The 24,552-nt window shown below is 32.5% G+C and carries 24 protein-coding genes; 2 read left to right on the top strand and 22 right to left on the bottom strand.

What is annotated here, in order from left to right:
• Positions 1 to 282: 282 nt before the first annotated feature.
• The 5 genes from IMCC3317_RS01600 to IMCC3317_RS01580 form a co-directional block, all read right to left on the bottom strand.
• On the bottom strand, positions 283 to 528 hold the full coding sequence (locus IMCC3317_RS01600; RefSeq protein ID WP_160127761.1) for a hypothetical protein: 246 nt from the start codon (positions 526 to 528) through the stop codon (positions 283 to 285).
• Between the two features lie 252 nt (positions 529 to 780).
• A complete protein-coding gene (locus tag IMCC3317_RS01595) occupies positions 781 to 2,574 on the bottom strand; it encodes a sensor histidine kinase (protein WP_160127760.1) in 1,794 nt (597 codons plus the stop codon).
• A 2-nt stretch (positions 2,575 to 2,576) separates the two neighbouring features.
• Positions 2,577 to 3,023, bottom strand: coding sequence for a response regulator (locus IMCC3317_RS01590; RefSeq protein ID WP_160127759.1), 447 nt, complete (start codon positions 3,021 to 3,023; stop codon positions 2,577 to 2,579).
• A gap of 10 nt (positions 3,024 to 3,033) precedes the next feature.
• Complete coding sequence (locus IMCC3317_RS01585; RefSeq protein ID WP_160127758.1) at positions 3,034 to 3,594, bottom strand: helix-turn-helix domain-containing protein; 561 nt, start codon at positions 3,592 to 3,594, stop codon at positions 3,034 to 3,036.
• Positions 3,595 to 3,675: 81 nt separating this feature from the next.
• Positions 3,676 to 4,791, bottom strand: coding sequence for an AI-2E family transporter (locus IMCC3317_RS01580; RefSeq protein ID WP_160127757.1), 1,116 nt, complete (start codon positions 4,789 to 4,791; stop codon positions 3,676 to 3,678).
• A gap of 522 nt (positions 4,792 to 5,313) precedes the next feature.
• On the opposite strand from IMCC3317_RS01580, the gene IMCC3317_RS01575 reads away from it, so the two are divergent.
• Positions 5,314 to 6,477: a DUF3095 domain-containing protein gene (locus tag IMCC3317_RS01575; protein ID WP_160127756.1), complete on the top strand. Its 1,164-nt coding sequence runs from the start codon at positions 5,314 to 5,316 to the stop codon at positions 6,475 to 6,477.
• An 81-nt stretch (positions 6,478 to 6,558) separates the two neighbouring features.
• Here IMCC3317_RS01575 and IMCC3317_RS01570 read toward each other — a convergent pair whose 3' ends face one another.
• The 5 genes from IMCC3317_RS01570 to IMCC3317_RS01550 all read right to left on the bottom strand — a co-directional run bounded on the left by IMCC3317_RS01570 (position 6,559) and on the right by IMCC3317_RS01550 (position 10,098).
• Positions 6,559 to 6,918 (bottom strand): TraR/DksA family transcriptional regulator, encoded by a 360-nt coding sequence (locus IMCC3317_RS01570; RefSeq protein WP_160127755.1) that lies wholly within the window; start codon positions 6,916 to 6,918, stop codon positions 6,559 to 6,561.
• A gap of 103 nt (positions 6,919 to 7,021) precedes the next feature.
• Positions 7,022 to 7,624, bottom strand: coding sequence for a DUF2652 domain-containing protein (locus IMCC3317_RS01565; RefSeq protein WP_160127754.1), 603 nt, complete (start codon positions 7,622 to 7,624; stop codon positions 7,022 to 7,024).
• A 170-nt stretch (positions 7,625 to 7,794) separates the two neighbouring features.
• Complete coding sequence (locus IMCC3317_RS01560) at positions 7,795 to 8,238, bottom strand: BLUF domain-containing protein (RefSeq protein WP_160127753.1); 444 nt, start codon at positions 8,236 to 8,238, stop codon at positions 7,795 to 7,797.
• A 189-nt stretch (positions 8,239 to 8,427) separates the two neighbouring features.
• The gene (locus IMCC3317_RS01555; RefSeq protein ID WP_160127752.1) at positions 8,428 to 9,237 is read right to left on the bottom strand and encodes an alpha/beta hydrolase; all 810 of its coding nucleotides are present in this window, start codon (positions 9,235 to 9,237) and stop codon (positions 8,428 to 8,430) included.
• Positions 9,238 to 10,098 carry an alpha/beta hydrolase gene (locus tag IMCC3317_RS01550; protein ID WP_160127751.1) on the bottom strand — a complete coding sequence of 287 codons (861 nt, stop codon included), beginning with the start codon at positions 10,096 to 10,098 and terminating at the stop codon, positions 9,238 to 9,240.
• A 186-nt stretch (positions 10,099 to 10,284) separates the two neighbouring features.
• Between IMCC3317_RS01550 and IMCC3317_RS01545 the strand changes: the two genes are divergently transcribed.
• Entirely contained in the window at positions 10,285 to 13,200 is a 2,916-nt protein-coding gene (locus IMCC3317_RS01545) for a T9SS type B sorting domain-containing protein (RefSeq protein WP_160127750.1), read from the top strand.
• 69 nt (positions 13,201 to 13,269) lie between these two features.
• On the opposite strand, the gene IMCC3317_RS01540 is transcribed toward IMCC3317_RS01545, so the two are convergent.
• The 12 genes from IMCC3317_RS01540 to aroC all read right to left on the bottom strand — a co-directional run bounded on the left by IMCC3317_RS01540 (position 13,270) and on the right by aroC (position 24,419).
• Positions 13,270 to 13,545 carry a hypothetical protein gene (locus IMCC3317_RS01540; RefSeq protein ID WP_160127749.1) on the bottom strand — a complete coding sequence of 92 codons (276 nt, stop codon included), beginning with the start codon at positions 13,543 to 13,545 and terminating at the stop codon, positions 13,270 to 13,272.
• A gap of 87 nt (positions 13,546 to 13,632) precedes the next feature.
• On the bottom strand, positions 13,633 to 15,384 hold the full coding sequence (locus IMCC3317_RS01535; protein ID WP_160127748.1) for a helix-turn-helix domain-containing protein: 1,752 nt from the start codon (positions 15,382 to 15,384) through the stop codon (positions 13,633 to 13,635).
• A gap of 117 nt (positions 15,385 to 15,501) precedes the next feature.
• Entirely contained in the window at positions 15,502 to 16,659 is a 1,158-nt protein-coding gene (locus IMCC3317_RS01530) for a flavohemoglobin expression-modulating QEGLA motif protein (protein WP_160127747.1), read from the bottom strand.
• A 5-nt stretch (positions 16,660 to 16,664) separates the two neighbouring features.
• Positions 16,665 to 17,501, bottom strand: coding sequence for an N-formylglutamate amidohydrolase (locus tag IMCC3317_RS01525; protein ID WP_160127746.1), 837 nt, complete (start codon positions 17,499 to 17,501; stop codon positions 16,665 to 16,667).
• Between the two features lie 17 nt (positions 17,502 to 17,518).
• The gene (locus IMCC3317_RS01520; RefSeq protein WP_160127745.1) at positions 17,519 to 18,031 is read right to left on the bottom strand and encodes a hypothetical protein; all 513 of its coding nucleotides are present in this window, start codon (positions 18,029 to 18,031) and stop codon (positions 17,519 to 17,521) included.
• An 8-nt stretch (positions 18,032 to 18,039) separates the two neighbouring features.
• Complete coding sequence (locus IMCC3317_RS01515) at positions 18,040 to 18,480, bottom strand: hypothetical protein (RefSeq protein ID WP_160127744.1); 441 nt, start codon at positions 18,478 to 18,480, stop codon at positions 18,040 to 18,042.
• Positions 18,481 to 18,489: 9 nt separating this feature from the next.
• Positions 18,490 to 19,539 (bottom strand): RDD family protein, encoded by a 1,050-nt coding sequence (locus IMCC3317_RS01510; protein WP_160127743.1) that lies wholly within the window; start codon positions 19,537 to 19,539, stop codon positions 18,490 to 18,492.
• A 78-nt stretch (positions 19,540 to 19,617) separates the two neighbouring features.
• Complete coding sequence (locus IMCC3317_RS01505) at positions 19,618 to 20,439, bottom strand: sulfurtransferase (protein ID WP_160127742.1); 822 nt, start codon at positions 20,437 to 20,439, stop codon at positions 19,618 to 19,620.
• A 2-nt stretch (positions 20,440 to 20,441) separates the two neighbouring features.
• Positions 20,442 to 21,473, bottom strand: a complete 1,032-nt coding sequence (gene gshB, locus IMCC3317_RS01500) for a glutathione synthase (protein ID WP_160127741.1) — start codon at positions 21,471 to 21,473, stop codon at positions 20,442 to 20,444.
• Positions 21,474 to 21,509: 36 nt separating this feature from the next.
• Positions 21,510 to 22,817: a dicarboxylate/amino acid:cation symporter gene (locus IMCC3317_RS01495; RefSeq protein WP_160127740.1), complete on the bottom strand. Its 1,308-nt coding sequence runs from the start codon at positions 22,815 to 22,817 to the stop codon at positions 21,510 to 21,512.
• Between the two features lie 34 nt (positions 22,818 to 22,851).
• Entirely contained in the window at positions 22,852 to 23,358 is a 507-nt protein-coding gene (locus tag IMCC3317_RS01490) for a hypothetical protein (RefSeq protein WP_160127739.1), read from the bottom strand.
• Positions 23,355 to 24,419 (bottom strand): chorismate synthase, encoded by a 1,065-nt coding sequence (gene aroC / locus IMCC3317_RS01485; RefSeq protein WP_160127738.1) that lies wholly within the window; start codon positions 24,417 to 24,419, stop codon positions 23,355 to 23,357. The genes IMCC3317_RS01490 and aroC overlap by 4 nt, the downstream gene beginning before the upstream one ends.
• Positions 24,420 to 24,552: the final 133 nt, after the last annotated feature.

Genomic DNA, 24,552 nt, shown 5'->3' with positions numbered 1-24,552 from the left:
TTCTAAACGTAATTTTTTTGTAAATAAAGAAATAAAAAACTTATCACGATTGCGGGAATCCGTAAAGCAGTAATTTTTTTGAGTAAACTATACTATGCCAAGTATTCTATTTCTATTTTCAGTAGTATTACCAATATCTTGTTGGGTTTGTACAAAATGTTCCATAATTGCCTCTTCAATAGCTTCATTTTCGTTAAGACCGCATTATACTAATAATTGTTAAAAACCCATAAAAAACATCAAATTACAGTATTCACAATATTTTAACTATTTTAGAGTATTTTATTGCAAAGGCGTCCCGAAACGTTCCCGCAGCAATGCGAGAAGGTTTCGGGAAACTACAAAAGCATCTCGCAACACTGCGAGAAGGTTTCGGGAAACTACAAAAACGTCTCGCAACACTGCGAGAAGGTTTCGGGAAACTACAAAAACGTCTCGCAACACTGCGAGAAGGTTTCGGGAAACTACAAAAGCGTCTCGCAATACTCCGAGAAGGTTTCGGGCAACTTCGGAAACGTCTCGCGACACTGCAGGAAGCTTTCGGGCAACTGCGGAAACTTCTCGTAAGACTGCGAGAAGGTTTCGAGTAACTTAAAAAAGTATCTTTAAACAATAAAAAGATGCGTTTGAAAAAAAACGCATCTTTTTAAATTTCCTAATTGTTGAAACTAAGAATGATTTTACTGAGGTTTATATAACGCAAGTTAATCGCAATACAAAGACTGTTGATGTACGTAAGGACTTAGTAATGAAAAGTAGCAACTAAACAAATTAGCACCTTTAAACTATTGGCAGATATACTGTAAATGTTGCTCCTACTCCAACTTCTCCATCCGCAAAGATGAATCCTTTGTGATTTTCGATAATTTTTTTACAGATAGACAATCCTATTCCAGTTCCAGAATAGTCCGATTTGTTATGTAACCTACTAAATAAGACAAATATTTTTTTGGCATATTCATTGTCGAAACCAATACCATTGTCCTTGAATGTGATTTTATGGTAACTATCTTTTTTCGCTTTGGTGAGCATTTCTTCAGTTTCTGCTTTTACCTGCGCGTACGTAATATTAATTTCTGGAGCACGATCAACAGATTTGTATTTTAAAGAGTTTCCGATAAGATTGGCAAATAATTGCTGCATCTGAAATGGTATTACATTTAAAACAGGAAAAGTGTCTGCATTGATGGTTGCGTTTTCTTGAGAAATTACTTCCGCCAAATCCTGCTTTGCTGCTTCTAACAATAAATTTATGTTTGAAACTTCAAAAACTTTATCTGCTTTGTTGGTTCTAGAGAATTGTAATAAATCGTCAATAAGCAAACGCATTCTTGACGCTGCATTTTTGATGCGTGACATATATTTTAAACCAGATTCCGAAAAATTACCTTCTTCTTTATCTTCTAATCGTGATAAAAAGGTTTGAATTTTACGCAATGGCTCTTGCAAATCGTGACTTGCTACGTGGTTAAAAGCGGAGAGTTCTTTGTTGTTTCTTTCCAATTCCAAATTACGCTCTTCTAACGCTCTGAAACTTTCTATTTCGTCAGTAATATCAGTAGTAGTTCCAAGTAAATTATGTTCGCCTTCATTATTAATAACAACTTTACCGTACGCTTTTAGGTGTTTTATGTTTCCGTTTTTATGAATTACACGATAGTGAATAAAAGGCAGATTTTGCTCTTCTTTCATCCTAGCCACTTGCGCACTTAGTTTTTCAACATCTTCAGGATGCACAAATTCCATAAACTTCTCAATTGTAGGTTTAAAAGAGTGTGGTTCTTCTCCTAACAAACGATATAAATTATCTGAATACGTAAAACGATCTTCTTCAATATTCCAAGTCCAATTACCATGTTTACTAACGATTTCCGATTGGTTGGTAGATTCTTTAAAGATTTCTAAAGCTTGATTGGTTTTCTTTAGTTTTTTAAGATTAGAGGCTATTTTATAATATGCACCAATCATTAATAATAAAGACAGTATTATTAATGAGTACAAAAAAATAGGTGTTGCCCTTAAATTATTGGTGTGTTCTTCTTGATATTTTTCTAACTTTTTATTTTGCACATCGAGCATGACTCTAATTTTAGCTCGAATTTGGTCCATTATTAGTTTTCCCCTTGCAAACAAAGGTCTAAACTCAGGACTGTTAATATTGTTTTGTCTCTTTAAAATAAATTCTTGAACATTTTCATAATTTGCCAAACAATTGTCAATCAAAAAACGTAATTCTATTAAGTTTCGTTGCTGTTCAGTTTCATCATCAATAAGTCCTTTTAATTCCGCAAAACTATTATTTATATTTTCTCTTCCTAAAAGATAAGGCATTAGATAGCTAGAATCTTTGACAATAACAAAACCACGTTGCCCAGTTTCTGCATCTTTCAAATACGATAAAATTTGTTCCAACTCAATGGCAATTTCATATTTTTTTTCCACTAAATCCGTAGATTCAGACAAATCGTCCATGTTTTTATACGTGACACCTGCAACAAAAAATATAAGGAAAAAGGATATTACAAATACCGCTTTTACAAACCAAGGCGCTTTATAAATGGATTTTAGTGGCATAATTACAGTCTTAATAAAAAGTTATCTTTATTCAATCCGCTCGTATGGTATTGCCAATTTATCGTAACCACTTCAGCTAATGCTTTCTTTAACTTCTTGAAATCATTTGGTTTTTTTATGTATATGTTTGCTCCATATACAAAAGTGTTTTCAATATCTTCTTCTGAAGCCGACGTGGAATAAATAGCAATTGCGATATCTTTAAATTTATCGTTCGCTTTTATTTCTTTCAAACATTCCATTCCTGTTTTTCGTGGCATGTTTAAATCTAAAAATAATACGTTTGGCAGAATCGCTTCGTCACTATTCAAATAATCCATCAAGTGTACACCGTCATTATAGGTATTTACTTTGGTAGTCATTTTTAGTTCATCGAAAGCATCCGTAAAAAATAGACGATCATCTTCATCATCATCTGCTAAAACTATATGTATGTAATCTTGATTCATGGTAGGTTGGCTAGTTATTTTGTTGTATTTCGCGACGTTTAGTAATAATACGTTGAAATGCACTTGGCGTAATTCCCGTTGTATTTTTAAATTGTGTGCTTAAATGCGCTACACTAGAATAGTTAAGTTTGAACGATATTTCAGTTAAACTTAAATTTCCTTTTATGATTAATTGTTTGGTGTATTCTATTTTTTGAAGAATAATAAAGTTTTCTATGGACGTATACGTTACTTCTGAAAACAAATTGGATAAATATCCGTAACTATGTCCTAGAGTATCTGCCAAATACACGGAGGTTTTTACGTTTACAGTAGTATCTTCATTAAAAACCATATCTACAATAGTATCTTTAATTTTCTGAACTAAAATACTTTTCTGATTTTCAACAATTTCTATATTGTAGTCGCTCAAAGCATCTGTAAAAGAGTTGTATTTTTCAGTAGATAGCTTCTCTAAAAGCTCTACTTCTCCAAAACCTAAGATGTTATATTTTAGATCAAGTTCCTCCAATTTCTCTCTCAACACTTTGGTGCAGACAGCGTTAAAATCAAACTTTACAAATAATTTCATTTTTGAAAAATGTTTATTGGGTAAATTTAAACTATTTCTTTAATAAAAGTGTGCTTAATAAAAATTTACTAAATCTTGACTTTACGCATTTTTTTGACGAATGGTTTTCCAAACTTTCAATCGTTGTCTGGCTTTGCTTTGCAATAAAGCGTCTACGGGTTCTCCCATGACAAAACCATATGCTTCAAAACCTGGTGTATTATCAAAAATAATTTTTAAAGCTGCTGTTATTGGCAAGGCTACAATCATTCCCGATATTCCCCAAAGCATTGCAAATGCAATTAATGAAAGAATAGCTATAAACGAATTCATGCTCACTTTTGAACCTGTAATTTTTGGTGTTATAAAATTTCCTTCTAAGAATTGGATGAATCCAAAAATTGCCATGACACTAAACGCGTACCAAGCAGAATCTTTCGTAGCGAGTGCAACTACCGCAGGTAATAATGCACCAATAATAACGCCGATATAAGGAATTAATAGTAATAAAGCCGCAAAAAAACCGAAGAAAACCGCGTTTTCTATACCTAAACTCAATAAAGCAATCGTATTTAAAACACCTACTATTAGCATTACTTTTAGCAAACCGGCTAAATAGTTTTTTTGCACGTTATAAATTTTGTTAATCATTGTATTAATAAATGATTGCGATTTAGTGTTAAATACTTTATAAGCAAATGCACGAAGAAAACGTCTGTAATATAAAAAGAAGAATAAGTAAATTGGTACTAAAATAGCGTCACTCATAAAAGAACCTGATTCCGAAATAAAAGACGTTACTTTTCCTATGTTTCCTTTTAGTAATTTTTCGAATTTTAAATCGTTACCGTTAACGATGCTGCTATTGCTTATATTGAATGCATCGCCTAAATACGTAATTATGTTTTCGTATAATCCCAAAATTCTACCGGAATAATCTTCTCCACTGTTCACAAAACTTTCAAGTTGGATAAAAATGATTAAAAATAATAATGCTGTAACCGAGAAAATTAAAGTAATTGAAAAAATAGTTGCAAAAATTCTATTGCATCTCAATTTCTTTTCTAAGAATTTTTGAAAGGGAAATATCATTACACCCAATATCGTTGCAAACAATAAAGGCATAATTAAAGGTTTCAGTACGTATAAAATAAAGATAATAGCAATTAAAGCAAGTAGTCCTAATGCGCGGTGTGATATTTTTACTGTTGAAATCATTGCTATTGGTTGTTATTAATATTAAAAACACAAATTACTGTCTTCCACTCAATTAAACCAAACCAACCAAAGGCTAGTGTTATACACACTGAATTGAGTTTCAGACAGCAATTAATATTCTTTAAAGTATGTTTTCTATAAATTCACTTACTGCTTATTAAGGTTATTACTGGCTATAATACGCAACTTGAATTTCTTTACTCTTACTCTTACATTATTTTCATTGCCATAGATGATTTACAGCAACAGTACAAATGTATTGCATTCGCCTCATTATATTTTACACAATTTTGAAGGTGTGTTATATAATTCCTACTCAGTTTAATTTCTTTTAAAATTACTACTGTTTATCAAATAGTTAGTATAAAGTCTTTATTCTTGACTCTAAAAGCGTCTTATGCTGAGCGAAGTCGAAGTAAGCGATCTTACATCTTTTATTGGATACTATTGAATTTAAATCAAATGAGCACATTTTCTAAAGGTTTATAGTTTAATTTTGCTTTACCATTATTATTAATTCATATGAAAGATTTTATAGAGTTTTATGCAGATCTTCCGAAACATTTTATTCCTTTGAGAGATTTACTCAAGGATGAAAGTCTCTTTATAGGAATCCCTAAAAATTGGCACATTGTAGTTACAGATATTGAAGGTTCAAGTCAGGCTGTGGCAAACGGTAAACACAACGACATCAATCTTGTAGCCACGGGAAGTATTATAACGGTTTTAAACGAAATTAAAACAATTGACACTTCTATTAAAGTTCCTTACTTTTTTGGTGGAGATGGCGCTACTTTTATTATTCCAGACGCTATAATTTCCCAAGTTATTTCAGCCTTAAACACGTATAGTCGACACATTAAAAAAACCTTAGAATTGAATTTAAGAGTTGGAAGCGTTATTCTTGAAGAAGTTTACAAAAATAAAGTGACGGCTCGTATTGCAAAATTGAGACACAATAAATATTTAACAACACCTATTATTTTAGGCAACGGATTAAAATTCGCGGAAGCACAAATTAAAGCGAACTTCAAACCATCGGATATTAACGAAGAAAGCGACAATACCATTGATTTAACAGGAATGGAATGTAGATGGGACGAGATTTTGCCTAATGGCACAGATGACAAAGTAGTCTGTTTGCTAGTAAGTTGCAGCGATGAAACCAAACAAGCGCAAGTATTTAAAAGTATAATGGATGAAATAAATTATCTTTTTGGTGATCTTGACGCGCGACGACCAATTACCGCATTTAGACTGAAACTGAATACTTCTATTGAAAAGATCCGAAAGGAAATGATGACCAAAATTGGCAAGTATGATAGTAAATACCTAATTAATAATTGGCTGATTACTCTTTTTGGGAAATATTATTTTAAATTTTTTCCTGAAGGCAAACGATATTTACATAGTGTAACACAACTAAGCGACACTATTATGCTAGATGGCGCTATTAATACGGTGATTTCTGGAAATAGCAAACAAATAAGTAAATTTCAAATTTTCTTAGACAACCTAGAATCTCAACGTGTAATAACATATGGAATACACATTACGCATTCGTCCATAATGTCTTGTTATGTGCAAGATCGGAAAGAAAATCACATTCATTTTGTAGATGGAACCGAAGGCGGATACACTTCAGCAGCAATTGCATATAAAAAGAAATTAAAGTTAAGCCTCTAACTACATAATTGTTTTCTATTTGACATGAATTCACCAGTAAATAGATAGCAAAACGATTTATTATTTTAGTTCAAATTTGAATTATTTTCGTAGAATATCAAATCGTGAAATAGGTCGAGCCATCAATCTTTCTTCTCTAATAAGTTCACCAGTTCTATCGCAAATGCCATACGTTTTATTCTCAATTCGAGTTAAAGCAGCTTTCAATTCTCTTGATTTACGTTGAAGACGACTGATCAATTGTTTGTTTTTTGCTTGTTGCTGAAAGTGTTTACTACTTTGATTAAAGTCAACGTTGGTATGCGCTAAGCGTTCTTTTTGATCATCTCGATCTTTTTGAAATCTGGCAAGTTCTTCATTCGTAGTTTTTAATTCATCTTCTATAATCGTTTTGAATTTTTCAAGCTTTTCTGTACTATATTGTATCGGATTCTTTGCCATTTTATGTATTTAAAGTTTGTAATTTGTTTCTGTAACATTACATTAATAAGCATGTAATGAACCTGTATATTTCAATTTCAATAGTTGTTTCATCAAACTCACGCTAATCTACTAACGGAGTCAAATCAATGTAATTATAACTTACATTTCCAATGTGTTTATAAGAAGTATCCTTTCCATGTAACTTTCCCCAACCAAAATTACTTTCAATATTTTGGTCTTTATATTGATCTAAAATATTTTCAGATAATAATATATATTCATCAAACGGAACTTTATTTTTCAGAAGTCTATGTGCTATAATTACATCTTCTCCCATGAGTTTTATATTTTTTCCAATAGGAACAGCACTAATTTGCTCACCAAAGTGTACAACAATTTTTAATCCTAAAACTTTTGGAATATCTACGATATCATCGTGATGTTTAAATTGAGCGTGAAGCAGTTTTAACTGTTTGTAAAACTCCGTATAAAACAATCTGCATTGTTCTATTAACTTTTCAAATGTTGGCAATTCTCCTGTTTTATAAAACAAAATTGCATCTCCTTCAATTTCAGATACTTTCAATCCTATAACATTAGAATAAATAACTTTATTTAAAAGCGACGGTATTACCTGTGCGCTCAATTCTATATCTGTAGAACTCATAAACTCTGTGAAACCGCTAATATCTGGAATGCAAATTAAAGTTGGTTTTGTTTTCATACTGTATAAATTCTCTCCGTTGAATATCGCTTTTATTTTCTAATGATAATTAAATAAAGTAAATGTCATGAATAAAACTCAATAAGTCCATTTTCTGATTCATTACAGTTAATGAAAAATTGATATGAGTAACAATTGATGCTTTATTGAAGTTAAACTTTCTGAATTAACTAGATATAAACTTCTTCTGCAGGATTATTTAGCAGTAATTTAATTCTTCTCCAAAACAAAAGTACAGTAGTATTGGTTTTTTCTGATAAATCGGATAGTAACGAAATATTATTTTTGAACTGCTCTATTTCAAATCTACTCGTGGTGTTTTCATTAGAAACAAAATAAGGCATTCCCCAACCGTTAAAAGTACGCTCAGTAATATTATTATCTGAAAAAAGATGCACGTCCGTATGTCTTGGATCTAATTTAATTCTTTCAAAAAGTGTTAAAATATCATCTTTTTCACCTTCTATAATTTGAATAAACCCACCATTATAGTATACCAAACACCCTGTAATACCATATACAGCGTTATTAGCACGCGCCTTTTCCATAAGATGCTCCATATCTTCCACTGATGGTTTCCCAACTGCGGTAGACTCATAAGTTAACGTATACATAGGTAGTTATATTTTGAACGTTAAATTAATAATTTTTAATTAGTATAAAAATAAAAGTTGCAATTTTTTTGGCACCTAATTTAAGATAGCTAGTTGCTGATTGTTAGCTGCTGGTTTCTAGTTGCTGATTTCTAGTTACTTGTTATTTGTTACTGGTTCAAAAATACTTTTACATTTAAAATTTTACGTTTAGTATTTAGTATTTAAAATCTCATCCAGCGCTTCAAAGTATGTAGGGTGACTGATTAAGTTATTGTGAAATCCATCTTTGATAGTGTAGAATTTTTTAGTATTACTACCCGACTTCTCGTAGAGTTTTTGCCCGTGTTTATAAGGAATGATGACATCATTTGTTCCGTGAATAATATAGGTTGGCAACGTAATTTGAGCAATATTTTGATCATTTTGAAAAGGATATTGCAGCAACCATCCAATTGGTAAAAACCAAAAACGCTTGTTGGCAATAGCTGTGACACTTGTAAAGGTAGATTCCAACAATAAAAGTTTTGCTGAACTTTTTTTCGCTACATGCGTTGCAAATGCGCCACCAAGTGAGCGACCAAATATGGTAATTTCAGCTTCAGAAAATTTCGTTTTGCAATAGTCATAAAACAACAAACCATCGCCTAACATTGCTTTGTGACTGCGTTTTCCTGTACTTTTCCCGTACCCACGATAATCCATAACAACGACGTCATAATTGTATTGTTGTGATAATTTTTCTGCCCATTTTCCCCAATATTCCAACGTTTGTGCATTTCCATGAAAATATATAATTACACCATTCGGATTGTCTAGTTTATAATGCAATCCGTGTAAAATAGCATCACCCGAAGCTTTTAAATAAAGCTCTTCAAATGGAACTGACGATGTAAAAACGTGATCTTGTGGTAAAGTTTCACTGCGAAATATAAGTTGTTCTTGAAAACTGAGTAGCATGAATATAATGACTAAATATAGTGCAATGATAACAATACCTATTCTTTTTAGATACTTCATCTATGCTTTTTTTCTTCTAAAGTTTAAACTTGAGGTATTTGGATCAATTTCTTTTGGCAATTCTGAATGCAATATCTCTTCTAAATACCGATGATATTGCGGAAATGTGTGCAAATTATTATGTCCGCCATCAATTATTGGATACAAACGCGCCCATTTTGGATTAATTTTAGACAACTTAACGCTCGTTTTAAACGGAATTAACTTGTCACTTGTTCCATGTATAATTTTAATTGGACACTTTACATATTCAATCCAACGATACGTTTTTACAGGAAATCGTAATATTAACGACATTGGCATAATTGGCAAAAAACGCTTTGTAATATGTTTTACGCTGTAATACGGCGCATCTAATATTAGCAATCGTGGATTATTACTAGAAGCCAATTTGGTGGCAAAACCTGAACCTAATGATCTTCCGTACAGTGTGATAAATTCTTCGCTTACTTGTTCTTTCAAACGATCATACACATGTTGCAAATCCTTTTTAATACCAGCTTCCGTACGCTTTCCAGTACTTTTTCCATACCCGCGATAATCTACCATTAAAACATCAAAACCGTGGCGAGTAAAATCGACAGCGAACTTTCCCCAACCTTTAATACTTCTTGAGTTTCCTTTCAAATATAAAACGACACCTTTCGGATTTCGAACTTTAAAATGAATTCCATTAATATTCACGCCAGCATCGACTTCAATATTATATTCATCAAAAATTTGATTTCCATAATCAAACTTAAAATCGCTCGGTAACTTTTCTGCCTTAAAAATAAAACGTTCTTGTAAAAAGTATAAAGCTACATTCGCTAGAATATAAATGAAGATAAAAATGATAATTCCAATTGCCCAATATGACATGAATAGTTGTGGTTTTTAAAAAGCTTTAAGATAGGAAATCTTTCTGATTCTATACTTGTTTTATAATTTCTTACAAAGTTAGCGTTGAATGAAAAGGAATTTCCATAAAAAATAATTAAATTTACATTCCTCCATTCTAAAATCTTTTAATACAAACCGACACAATTCATTTTTTATTTTAGCAGCATGAAGCATAAAATTATACTCTTACTCTTTATTGTATTCAATATTTCATATTCCTTTTCACAAGGAGAAGCCAATATTTGGTACTTTGGAGAAAATGCTGGTTTGGACTTTAACAGCGGAACTCCTGTCGCTATTACAGATGGTCAAATTGACACTTTAGAAGGTTGTGCAACCATCTCAAACGCTGCTGGACAACTACTATTTTATACGGACGGAATAACGGTTTGGGACGTAAATCACAATATTATGCCAAACGGAACTGGATTGCAAGGAGATCCATCTAGTTCACAATCTGGTATTATTGTTCCGTATCCGAATGATCCTGATAAATATTATGTTTTCTGTGTAGATGATAATTTTAGTCAAGGTGGTTTGTATTATAGTATTGTTGATCTTACCTTAAATGGTGGAACAGGCGATATTGTTGCTGGACAAAAAAACATCTTATTATTACAGCGAAGTGCAGAAAAAATAGCTGCCATCAGTGATGATGGAGATGGGTTTTGGGTGATCTCATATGCCGGACAAACAGGAAACGAAAGTAACTTTACCACATATCATTCATTCAGAGTAACAACTACCGGAATTGACACAAATTCAGTTACTTCTACGTATCCAAATTGTGCGAGTTCAGACGGAAGAGGCTATTTGAAAATTTCACCTGACTCACAAAACGTGGTGAATTGTAATCAAAATCTAAATCATGTCTGTTTACACAGATTTGATAATTTAACAGGAATAGTTAGCCCTGAACAAGAGCAATTGCCAACTATTAATTCTCCGTATTGTGCTGAATTTTCAGCCAACTCAGAAAAATTATATGTTTCTTCTGGTTCAGTATCTACTAGTACTGCATATTTATTTCAGTACAACTTAACAGCTGCAGATGTTCCAAACTCAAGAGCGCAAATTCACGTTGAAAGTCAAGAACGTGGAGCATTGCAATTAGCCACAGATGGAAAAATTTATTATGCGCGTTCTGATAGAACTTATGTTGGTGTAATAAACAATCCTGAAGCTGATGGCGTTGCCTGTAATTACGTAAATCAAGGCGTTGATTTAAATGGACAGATGTGCAAACAAGGATTACCACCATTTATACAATCGTTCTTTAATGTAGGAATACAAACGACAGGAACTTGTTTTGGAGATGCAACTGAATTTACAGTCAATTCTAATGAAGCAATTGTTTCCATTCTTTGGGATTTTGGCGACGGAAACACATCTACACAAGAAAATCCTTCGCATACGTATGCTGCTCCAGGTGATTATTCAATAGTTGTAATTGTAAGTTCTTTGTCAGAAACCATAACGCGTACACGAGAAATTACCATTTATGCAGTTCCCGTTGAAAATACAATTACGGATATTATTGTCTGTGATGATGTTTCTAATAATGGAATTGAAACGGTTGACCTAAGCACTAAAAATGCAGAAGCATTGCTTGGACAACCTGCTGGAAGTAGTTTTGATGTTAGTTATTATGCAACAATGGATGATGCGATAAATGAAACGAATTTGCTTCCAATAATGTATACAAGTACTTCTAATATGCAAGAAATATTTGTCAAGGTATTCAACGTCAACAATCCAGATTGTTATGCCGTTAGTAGTTTTATGATTATTATAAATACTGCGCCAACTGCTGAAACTATTGATGATGTATCTGTTTGTGATAATTTAAACGATAACCAAGAGTTTGTAAACTTAGCACAACAAAACAGCAACGTTTTAGGAACACAAGATGCTTCAGGCTTTGATGTATATTATTATGAAACGCTGACGGATGCGGAAAATGACGCCAATAGATTGCCGTATAATTATTTACTGCAAAATCCTATGCAATCCATATTTGCTCGTAAAGAAAATAGTCAAAATACAACTTGTTTTAATGTAACTGAATTTCTAATACAACTACAAACTCAATACACAGCAAATTCAGTAAACGATTTAATTGTTTGTGATGATGTCAGCAATGACGGATTTGAATTATTCAATCTCAATGTTCAAAATGATTTTATTTCAGGTTCTCAAACGGGCAATTTTACAATCAAATATTACACATCACAAGTAGATGCAGATGCGGACACAAACCAAATTGCTGCTTCATTCAGTAATGAGACAAATCCGCAAGAAATATTTGTGCGTATTGAAAATGATGATGCAACCAATTGTTTCGATACAACTTCTTTTTTCATTGAAGTAAAAGAAGTGCCAAATGTAAATACGGACGAGATTATTATGTATCTATGTTCAAATGAATCTGTAACTATTAGTGCTGACGCAGGATTTGACGAATATTTATGGAATACAGGAGAAACTTCAACCTCAATTACGGTAACCGAAGCCGGAATTTACACGGTACTAATTACAACAAATTACGCATCATCTCCAGCGGTAAGTTGTAGTAACACGCAAACAATACGCGTGATAGAATCTGATGAAGCTGTGATTACAGCTATTGAAATTCAAGATTGGACACTAAATAACAATCAAATAGAAATCATTGCGGAAGGAATTGGCGATTATGAATATTCAGTTGATGGATTCAATTATCAAGACAGTCCAATTTTCACAAACTTAGAAGCTGGAAATCTCATCGTTTATGTACGCGATAAAAATGGTTGTGGCGTTGTTGGTAAAGAGATAAGCTTATTATTTTATCCAAACTTTTTTACACCAAACAACGATGGCTACAATGATTATTGGCAAATAATTTCTTCGGAATACGAACTCGATTTGCGAATTTATATATTCAATAGATTTGGAAAATTACTAAAAATTCTAAAACCTGAATCTGAAGGTTGGGACGGAATGTACAATGGAAGAAAAGTACCTTCATCCGATTATTGGTTTATGGTAGAAAGACCAAGTAACAATCAAACTTACAAAGGACATTTTACGCTAAAGCGATAAGTTAATTTTCAATAAAAAAAGCCCTAATCATAGAAATGATTAAGGCTTTTTTTATATGCTCCAAATGATTTAACAGTTTGCGCCAGTAACCATACCATCACAATCACAAGTTTCATTAAAAGTATTATCTGCTAAAGTTCTTGTTGTCTGACAAGTTCCTCCGTCATTTGTGTCACATGTAACAGTTTCAGGACAATTAATTATTGTAGGTAAATATGGTACAGTGTCCGTTCCTACAGTTGCAGTTTCTCCATTTCCATAATCTCCACCTTTGCTATTTAAACTATTCAGATTAGAAATTTTATGCTTTTTGAGTTCTAATAATTTGAATTTTCTTTTTTTCATATCTATAATTTGTTTTAATGTTATACTGACAAAGTAACATTAAAACCTAGTGTTTACAAAGCTTAAGGATTGATGGTTTATGAACTATCAATTAACTTCTAGGTCTTCACGTAGTTTTTTCAAGTATTGTGATGGATAAATTCCTGTTTGTGATTTGAATGCTTTAGAGAATGTTTCTTGGCGTTTAAAACCGAACTCTTCTGCAATGGCTTTTATTGTATACGAACGTAACTTTCCGTCGTTTTTTAATCGAATTAATGCAGTATTAATTCGCAATTCGGTGATATATGATTTGAAAGTTTTGTTTTTGTAATTATTAATCAAATTAGAAACATACGAAGTGTTAGATTCCAATTTTTCAGCAACAAAGCTCAAACTACAATCTAGTGATAAATATTCTCTTTTATCTTCAAATTCTTCCAGTTTTTCTAACAGCAATGCAGCTTTTTCATCAGTTACCTTTTCGGAAATTATAGAAACTTTATTTTTTTCTTCTGCTTCTACTCTTTCAAGTTCACTAACTTTTTGTAACACTTCTGTGATACGCTGTTTAATTTTTTTTACTTTTTTACGATACCAAATAAAACTGATAATTAACACAAGTACTAGCGCAAATGCAATGAGATATAATTGTTGTTTTTTCTTTCTCTCTGAAAGTATAATTTCTTTTAAACGATCTAATTCTGCTCTTAGTTCAGGAATATCATTTTTAGCATATACTGCGTTTAACACCTTAACATCATCTAAACTTTCTGCTTCTACCAATGTTATATACTTATCGAAATATTCTTGCCCTTTTTCTATCTTTCCGATAGCCGTATAGGATAAAGCCAACTCTTTATTAAGTAATTTTTCAATAGGATATTTTCTTTGAGAATTCTGAATTATACCATTCGCTTTTTCAAAAAAGAGAATAGCTCTATTATATTCTTTAAGCTTCGCATAATTTTTACCTATATAAAAGTATGCCATGCATAACGAATTTTCATCGTTATTTTCTAATACATAATCTACTATTTCTTGTGCCAACTCAATACTCTTATCGTACGCACCTTCTTCAAAAAGAATCATCATTTCATTTATTAATAAAAAATAATATAAAACTGTATCTTCATTTTTTGAGTACTTTTGTAAAGCTAAGTCATTATAATACCGAGCTTCTTTAGTAAAATTACCCGAAGTCGCCTCATTCATTATCAAATAAGTCTCCGTAATATTTGCTAAGATAGAAACTTCATATCTACGTTTTGTTTCTTCAATTATTGTTGATTCTTCTACGATTAACAGGTTTTCTTTAAAAATTCTAATTGCTTCTTTATAATCTTTGTGCATTTTTTTGATGAAAGCAATATTTGTAGAAATCTTGATTTTATTTATTAAATTTTTAGAATACTGTTTAGCTTTCAAATATGAATCAAGTGCTTTTGAATCTTCTCGAATATCAGAAAACACCATTCCTCTTAAATTATAACAATGAGAAAGTAGCGCACTATTTTTTGTCTCTTGTGTTGATAAAATTTCAATCGCCATTTCTACATCCTGTAATGCCTTAGAATTATTAGTTAAATAGAAATTACAAAAAGCTATCCCATAAAGTGTTTTAGCAATATTTTTAGTGTCATTTTTCTGTTTTGCTAATTGATGTGCTTTTTGCATATACACAATCGCAATTTCTGGATTTTTCCCTATTTTGCTTGAATACAAACCAACAAGTTCATCATACGACTTCGTAGCCAACGAATCTGTTTGAGAAAACGCACTTGAAATCGTGCTAAAATAAAATAGGAGAATGAAAATTTTGAAAAATGGGGAATAGCAATACTGCGTAAAATTTAACATGGTAAGGTTTTAAAATAAGAGATTAACAATATAGACAATCTTCATACACATATACGTATGAATTGTCTTTATATTGTTACTGAAAATTAAATTTAAAGTGAACTTCGGTTCGCTTTCTTACTTCAAATTCTCCAAGATAAAATCAACGGTTTTATTGGTGTTTTTATTCTCTTTGTACGAATCTGTAATATATTTAGAATCCAAAGCGCAACCGTTTTTTGCCAACGACTCTATAGTTTCTAAATAATCTAACGAAATTTTTCCACGCAGCAACACATTCATATCTTTTCCAGATTTGTAGTAATTATATACTTTTTTCAATCCAGATAAATACAAATAATCTTTAGTAAATCCGCCGCCACGATGCGCACGAACCGAAATATTGAACGCTGTTTCTCTGTCTAAATCGTAGGTATTTACAAACTTTCGGAATGTAGTAGAAAATGAATGTCCTTTTGCCAAACTGTCAACAGCAATGACACGATATGCGAGTTCTTTCAAACGTTTTACAGTTAAATTGTTACTCATATATTCCGAAAAAACCGCCAAACCTTCTTGAGTTTCCTCATAATTTGGAAATCCATTTGAAAATATTTTCAGCGGATGCAACAATCCGTTCATCGTTGTCACCATATGTACGCCAATTTCATGATTGGTTAACACTGCAATTTCATTGTCCGAAAATGTATGTTTTTCACTAATAACAAGCGTTTTAATATTATTCAAAACCATTGCAATCGCACTCATATCTTTAGAAAACTTAATATGATATGAAAAATCGTATTGTTTAGAATATGCACGAAAAAGTGCTTCGGTTTCTTTTGGAGAATACTTTGGTTGAAACTGTTCGTCGCTATCTTTTTCTTCTTCAAAGTGAAGAATAAAATTTGCGTTTTCCACATCTTGCTCTGTCGGCGTACCAAAAGAACGCAAACTATTATAATAAAATTTACGTTTTGTTCCAATGGTTTGAATACACTGAATCAAGCCAGAATACGCATAAATAGTATCTTCATACAATTCTCTAGTAGACTCGTTTTCAATAAGTTCAATAGGCTGCGAAATCAATTGTCTGTGCAACTGAAAACGATCAAAATCCATCTCAGGATATTGAAATTTTGGATCTGCTAAGTATTTAGATTGAAAGAATTTCGCCTTTTCTTCCTCAATATTTATAGGATTCACATAACTCAACAATTCGATTTTCTTTACAATATCGTTGATGTTTGTATCAATTTCAAAAAGCACTTTGCTCGCTACATTACTATCTTTCATTCGTACTATTCTTCGTGTTTATGTTCTATATAAAATTTGCCTGAATGCTTCGGAATTAGTGTCTTTAACGCCTTTTCTAGAGCCGAAACAACTTCAGGAAACATAACCTGATTAATTTCGTCGCAATATATCTTTTTTACTTCGGTTGCCAAAACTAAAGTATTGCTAAAATGCTGCGTAATGAACTTCAAAAAATAGCCATTTCCTTGAAATGTATCGTTAATTTTTGACGTAGAAACAATTCCGTTTGGCAAGTTGATTTCCGATAGCATTTTTCGCCATTCTTCAATAATTTCTCCAAAACGTGCATTATTAATATTTGTAGTTCCGAAATTAAACGTTGGCACTTCGCGTTCCCAACGTTTCCAGTTATAGGAATGCATATCGTATATGACGCAAACGCCAAACTTTTCCTCTAACTTTTCAATCAATGCGTGTACAACTTTGTAAAAATTTGCATGCTTGTTCAAGCTTTTCTGCTTCATGGTTTCTGAAAGTGGCTTTTTCCACAATTGCTTTCCCCAAGCATCTTCATAAATGGCGGTTTCTGGCGCACGATTTAAGTCGTATTCAAAGCGAGAATTCATTCCTGCAATCACAATTGGATGTGTTTGAATCATTTCTTTTGTTGCCGGATCTTCTTCAAACCATCGATCGTATTCTGAATGCAAACAATTCTCCCAAAGTTCCCGTCTAAACTGATGTCCGTCGTGTACTGCGCCACATGCATACGGAACATATGCGTCAATTTTTATCGTAAAAGAATAATCAACTGAAACTGCTTCAAACAGTTCTTCTTGTTGAATTTTTGTGATAATTTGTTTAATGGTTAATTTTTCCATGCGTATTCGTACTTATATTATCGTAATTTTACTTTTGATCTATGAAACGTGACTGCTGTTTGATAATTTTCATCTTCAAAATTAATTTCATATCCATAATCATACAATTGTAAAAGATCATCCATGCGTTTTTTTTCAGAGGTAACCACACTATTTGCGTTTGTATATTTTATATAAGGCGTAAACGCATAACCAATTACAGACATGCCAATCGCAAATCCTACAAGTGTATACGTCGTAATCCAACCTGCTTCAAAAATTGCAATAGTGGCAAAAATATCTATGACAATCAACGCCAAACCAATAAGTATATACAAGATTAAATGACTAATTACTGCCGTTTTTTGCTCTTTCAATGCTTGATATTCTAAATTTATTCTCGCTATCTCCTCTTTTGCATTATTGCCAAATGTAATTTTTGGGCACTTTCGTGAAAAATCTGCTTTCTTCTTTGTGAGTCCACAGAAATTTCCTGTTGAAAAATCAAATTCTTTGTGTTCACAAAAGCTGCAATGTCTTGAAATTTCCATGTTAAATATTATTTAATCGTAACTAGTTTGATGCTTTTCTTAATTACATATTCGCCTTCTGAATCTCTTGTGACACGAACGTCAACTTTATAGTCTAAATGATTGTTTTTTAGGATAGTTTGCAATTCATTTCGGGTTTCTTCGGCAGAAGCCAATTCATTTTTATACTGTTGCAAAGGTCTAAAAGCAATCGCTAACAAAATTCCGCCTGCAAAAATAGTAGCAGGAAATATAGGAAAATTAGTCCAACGAGCTATACTTCCATATGCACCAACTAACATCAGAATAATTGCAATTACTCCTAAAATTAATGCATCTCGCAATATACTTTTTCGTGCAAGTTTTAGTTTTTCAAGTGTAACATGAACGGCAAGAAGTTCAGCGCTTATTATATCAATTTCGGCTTTTTCTAGTTTTTCTGAATGTGTATTCTCTATAGTCTTCATCATCTCAATTTCTTAAAAAATATTTGAAAAATTCATAATAGCAATAAGTAATACAAATAATCCAAACAATGCTAAAATAAATTTTGCACCATTTTCATACGTTTTATCCGATTGTTGTTTTGCAACTGTTGTGCTTGATAATCTATCGTGTAATCCTACAGCACCAAAAAACGAAAATGCTTCAAAAGGAATTCTTCTAGAAAGCGTTCTGGCAACAATTTGACCAAAACTAATTTTTCCTTCTTTATAGTTAATGACACTCGTGTTCATCAAATACTTTCCAGGTGTAGTTTTAAATAACGTTTCAAACAATACATAATAGATTGTACTTGCTATAAAGTATAGAATAAAGCCGTAAAATCGATCACCAAACATAGCTGTAAGTTCAATCATAAATGCTCTTGGCATAAAAAAAGTATATTTTGAAAATAACATTATAATTAGAAAGCTATCAATGATATAATGTACAAAACGCTGCCATTTGGAAGCTCTTTCGTGTTTTAAAACACTAACATCTCCACTATTGTTGAGAAATACTCTAACACCTTCACCTTCTAATAAAACGAGTTGTTTTTGCTGGTAACATTTCTGTAAATAGACAAAACTTATGAATACTATAATAATGGATTTAAAAATATAGAACGCCAATAATGGATACGAATAGAATTCTCTACCCAAAATTAATCCAATGGTATTATCAATAATACTTGTCAAACTAGCCATAAATAGTAAAGAAAAGCAAAAATTAAATATGCGATGTTCTTTCTTTTTACTTACTGAATACAGCAATGTTCCGATAAAAAATAGAATGATAAATAAAGGTGTGAGTGCAGATCGTGTTATAGTGCCTGTATCAGTTATATAATAGGAAAATGTAAAAAAATCGAGTTGAAAATATGTTAAATCTATAGTTGATACACTAAAAACAGACAGTACATCTAACAATTTCTCAGGCAATGTTTTTGAAAATAAAGCAGCAATATAAAATATAATTGATGTAATTGAACAGTACAACGCAATGTAAAAAATGTTGTTATAAATTATATTTTGAATTCTATTCATATTTATATTTTTCAAACTTTTTATTTCGACTTCGCTCAATACAGCGCACTTTTAACTTTTCACTTTAAACTTTTAACTCTAACATGTACTTCCCCATTCCGTCCACGAACCGTCATACACAGCATAATCTTCAAAACCAGCATATTCGGCTGCTAACGCCAGAATACACGCTGTAATTCCTGAGCCGCAAGAAAATATAAAGTGTGTTTCTTTTGGTTGAAACGATTCAAAAATTGCGCTAATTTCTTCTTTTGATTTGAATTGATGATTCTCTAAAAGCTTAGAATACGGAAGATTTTTTGAGTTCGGAATTTGTCCACTTCGCAAGCCTTTTCTTGGTTCTGGCACTTTTCCTGTAAATCGTGCTTCAGATCGCGCGTCTAAAATTAAGCTTGAGGTATTTTTAACTTCTTGAAGCATTTCCGTATAATTTCGAAATAAACTTAACCGATCTTTTCCTTGAAAATTACCACGTTTTCCTTGAAACGGTTTTTTAGTTTCTACAGGATAATTTGAATCTTTCCACGAAGGAAATCCGCCATTTAAAACTGCTATAGTATTAAATCCCATAGCCTTAAATATGAACCAAACTCTTGGCGCCGAATACATTCCTAATTCATCATAGACAACAATCGCGCTATCTTTATTGATTCCTAGTTTTTGTGCTTCTTCTGTAAAAGTTTCTACATTCAACATTGTATTCGGAAAAGGCGCATCAGTACTACTGAACACTTTTTTAATGTCAAAAAAACGTGCGTTTGGAATTTGTTGTGTTTCTGCTTCTTTTTCAGCGTCTATAACTCTCGAAATAGTTCCGTTTAAAATTACAAGATTGGTTGCATTCAGCTGTTCTTGCAACCAATCTCTGGATATTATTGGGTTAGATATTTGTAATTTCATTTTTAAGCTTCATCAACCGTTTTACGAAGTCGCACGCGTCTATCAAATGCTTGCAATTTGTCGGTCACTTTACTTTCAACGAAGTCAATTACTTTTTCTTGCAATCGTGCTTTGTATACTTTATTCATGTAGGTTATTCCGCCTGGCGACATGACATTGACTTCCACTAATTTTCCGCCAATGACATCAATTCCAACAAAATACAATCCGTCATTGACTAATTTCGGACCAATTTGTTTGCACAATGCTTTTTCCTCTTTGGTTAAGGTATGTTTTGCGATGCGTCCACCAGCACTTACATTGGAACGATGATCGTCAGTTCCAGGAATTCGTTTCATGGCTCCTATTGGTTCGCCATTTAATAATAAAACGCGTACATCGCCTTGATCGGCGCCTTCTATATAATCTTGAAGAATTACATAATTAGAAGATCCATCGCCACTTGTAATGTAAAAATCTAACAATGATTTAATGTTATTCATCGCCGATTTTTCAATGAGAATAACGCCTGAACCTCCAAAACCATTTAACGGTTTTAGAATCATTTTATCTGACTTTGATTCCTTTATTTGTTGAACTAAATAATCTTTATTTTTTGATACATGCGTATTTGGAATGATATTACTGTGTGCATCTCCAAAAGCTGCTGTGTATAATTTATTGTTTGCTTCGCGCATTCCTCGCAATGAATTTACAATAAATACATCGTCTTTTACAGAATCTAAAAAGTTAAGCATTATTGGGTCTAACGGCGGATTTGCTCTCATGAATATAACATCAAAACCAGCCAACGGAAGCATTTCTTCACGCAAAACGGCTTTTCCATAGAACGATTTTAGTGTAGCTGGCACTTTTTCCATTCGTCCAATAACATTACAAAAAGCATTTGTTACACTATCGCGAATTGTTAAGTTTGAAGGCGAACACATAGCAACTCCATAACCACGTTTTACACATTCTTTAATTAATGCAAGACTTGTATCGTTTTCTGGATCAATTTCTTCCCAAGGATACATTAAAAAACAGATATTCATAGCTGTATTTTTTGGTTGGTTATTTTGATTCTAAATTTATTTTACGGCTTCGTAATTATCATCCCAATTGTTAGGTTTCGGATCGCCTAATTTTCCAACAGATTTAGCAACAACCATAGAAACTGCTGCATCTCCAGTTACATTTACAACGGTTCTACACATATCTAAAGGTCTGTCAACTGCGAATATTAAAGCCAATCCTGCTTCTGGAATTCCTGCATAACCTAAAACACCGACCAACATTACCATTCCTGCGCCAGGCACAGCCGCACTTCCAATAGAAGCTAATGTTGCCGTTGCAATAATTCCTAATTGTGTTCCAAATTCTAGTTCCATACCAAATGCTTGTGCAATAAATACGGCGGCTACAGCTTGATACAAACTTGTTCCGTCCATATTAATAGTAGCACCAATTGGCAATACAAAACTTGACACTTCTTCATCAACTCCTAAATGCTCCGTAACTCGTTCCATAGTTACAGGCAAGGTTGCCGCGCTTGAACTTGTAGAAAATGCTAATAATTGTGCTGGAGAAATTCCGTCGAGAAAGAACTTTGGAGATTTTTTCGTGAAAACAGATACAATTGTCATGTAGATACCAATCATCATTAGTAAACCTGTAACAACAGTTATTGCATACCAACCTAATGCCCAGAATAAGTCTACACTTGGCGATTCTACTACAATTGCCGCTAACAATGCAAATACACCATAAGGCGCAGCGAGCATGATTAAATCTACCATTTTGAGAATCACTTCATTCAAACCATCAAAAAAGGTCTTGACTGTTTTTCCTTTTTCTTCTGGAATTAATATCAAACTAACGCCAAAGAAAATAGCAAAGAATATGATTTGTAGCATGTTTCTGTTGCTGGTTGCTGATAAAAAAATATTATCTGGAACTAAATCTTCCAATGCTTGTAATGGTCCAGCATCTTTTTGAGATTTTGCAGTTTCTTGATATTTTGTAGTATCACCACTGTAATTTTCAATCATTTCTGTGCGCGTTTCTGGTGAAATCGCTTTTCCAGGATTGACAAGGTTCACAAGTACTAAACCAATAGTTACCGCAATAACCGTAGTAACGATGTAAATACCAATGGTTCTTCCGCCCATTTTTGAAAGCTTAGAAATGTCTCTTAAATCCGAAACACCTTTTATTAAAGCTGCCAAAATTAAAGGAATAGCAATCATTTTAAGACAGTTAATGAAAATTTTCCCGAAAGGTTTAATCCAATCTTGAACAATTTGTTGTCCTGCATCAAAAGTAGTCATCAACAATCCGACAAGGACTCCTAAAACCATTCCTAAAATAATTTTCCAATGTAATGCCATTTTTTTCATATATGTGGTGATTCGTTTGTAGAAACTTTAATAGTTATGATTTTGAAGTAAATATGTTTGCAATTGGTTTCCTTAAAAGTATAATAATTATTCCAACTAGGATGTATAATAGGTTTGTAAGTATGTTTTCATACAGTAATTCAGGACTCTTAAAGTTAAAACTATGACTATTTACATTGCCTTTTAGCAATGTATAACCATCCATTAGTATAAATGGAATTGTAAAAAACAACATATAAAAACCCATTATTGTAATTGCGATTTCTAAAATGTAATTGCTCTCTACGTTAGAAAAATCAAACCGTTCAGTTTCAAATCCTTTATCTAATCGTAAAAAATGTACAATTTTAGCTGTTTGTGACAACATGAAATATATAATTGCGATAAAAACTAAAATGATTCCAATAAAACCTAGTATAAAACTGAAATCTCTTATTTCATTATAATAAATAAGACTCGATACTAATGGAATGATTCCTTCAATAAGAATGTATATCGCAAATATTTTAATAACTGCTGTAAAAAAATCTTTTACACTCATAATTTAATAGTTCTGTTGATTAAATAATAATCTGCTAAAACCAATGCAGCCATTGCTTCCACAATAGGAACTGCTCTTGGCACCACACATGGATCGTGACGACCTTTTCCTGTCATTTCAACAATTTCTCCATCTTTATTAATAGTTTTTTGCTTTTGCATAATAGTTGCCACAGGTTTGAAAGCTACGCTGAAATAAATATCCATTCCGTTGCTGATTCCACCTTGAATTCCACCAGAAAGATTCGTTTTTGTCGTTCCGTCTGCGTTGAAAATATCATTGTGTTCGCTTCCTTTCATTTTTGAACCTTCAAAACCGCTTCCGTATTCAAAACCTTTTACAGCGTTAATGGACAACATGGCTTTTCCGAGTTCGGCGTGCAATTTATCAAAAGCTGGTTCGCCCAATCCAACAGGAACATTTTGTAAAACGCACATTACAGTTCCGCCGATTGTATCGCCTTCTTTGCGAATTTCTCTAATTTTTTCTTCCATTTCTGCCGCTTTTGCAGGATCTGGACAACGCACAGGATTGCTTTCTATCAATGAAAAGTCTAATTCTTGATACGGTTTATCTAAAGAAATTTCTCCAACAGAAGCTACAAATGCATTTATTTTTATGTTTGAAAGTAATTGTTTTGCAATCGCGCCACCAACCACTCTAGAAGCTGTTTCGCGCGCCGAACTTCTTCCGCCGCCTCTATAATCGCGATGTCCGTATTTCTGATCGTACACATAATCTGCATGCGATGGACGATAGGTTTCTTTAATATGTGAATAATCGTGAGATTTCTGATTGGTGTTATGAATAGCGAATCCAATAGGAACTCCAGTTGTTTTCCCTTCAAATATTCCTGAATAAAATTCAACTGTATCTGGTTCTTTTCGTTGTGTTACAATGGCTGATTGCCCAGGTTTTCTACGATTCATTTCGGCTTGAATCATTTCAAAATCCAATTCCAATCCTGCGGGACAACCATCAATAATTCCGCCAATTGCGGCGCCATGAGATTCTCCAAAAGTGGTTAATTTGAATAGTGATCCAAAGGTATTTCCTGCCATAGTATTTTTTTAACAATTGTAAATTTAACCTAACTGATGTAAAAACCCAACAAATGCTGAAAATTATGTTCACATTTGAACTTTTCATTTTATAAAATAGTAACATTCAGACAACTAAACTTAAAGTTCATTT

This window comes from Kordia antarctica, assembly GCF_009901525.1.
GTDB lineage: Bacteria > Bacteroidota > Bacteroidia > Flavobacteriales > Flavobacteriaceae > Kordia > Kordia antarctica.
This window is presented reverse-complemented; position numbering and strand designations above follow the sequence as displayed.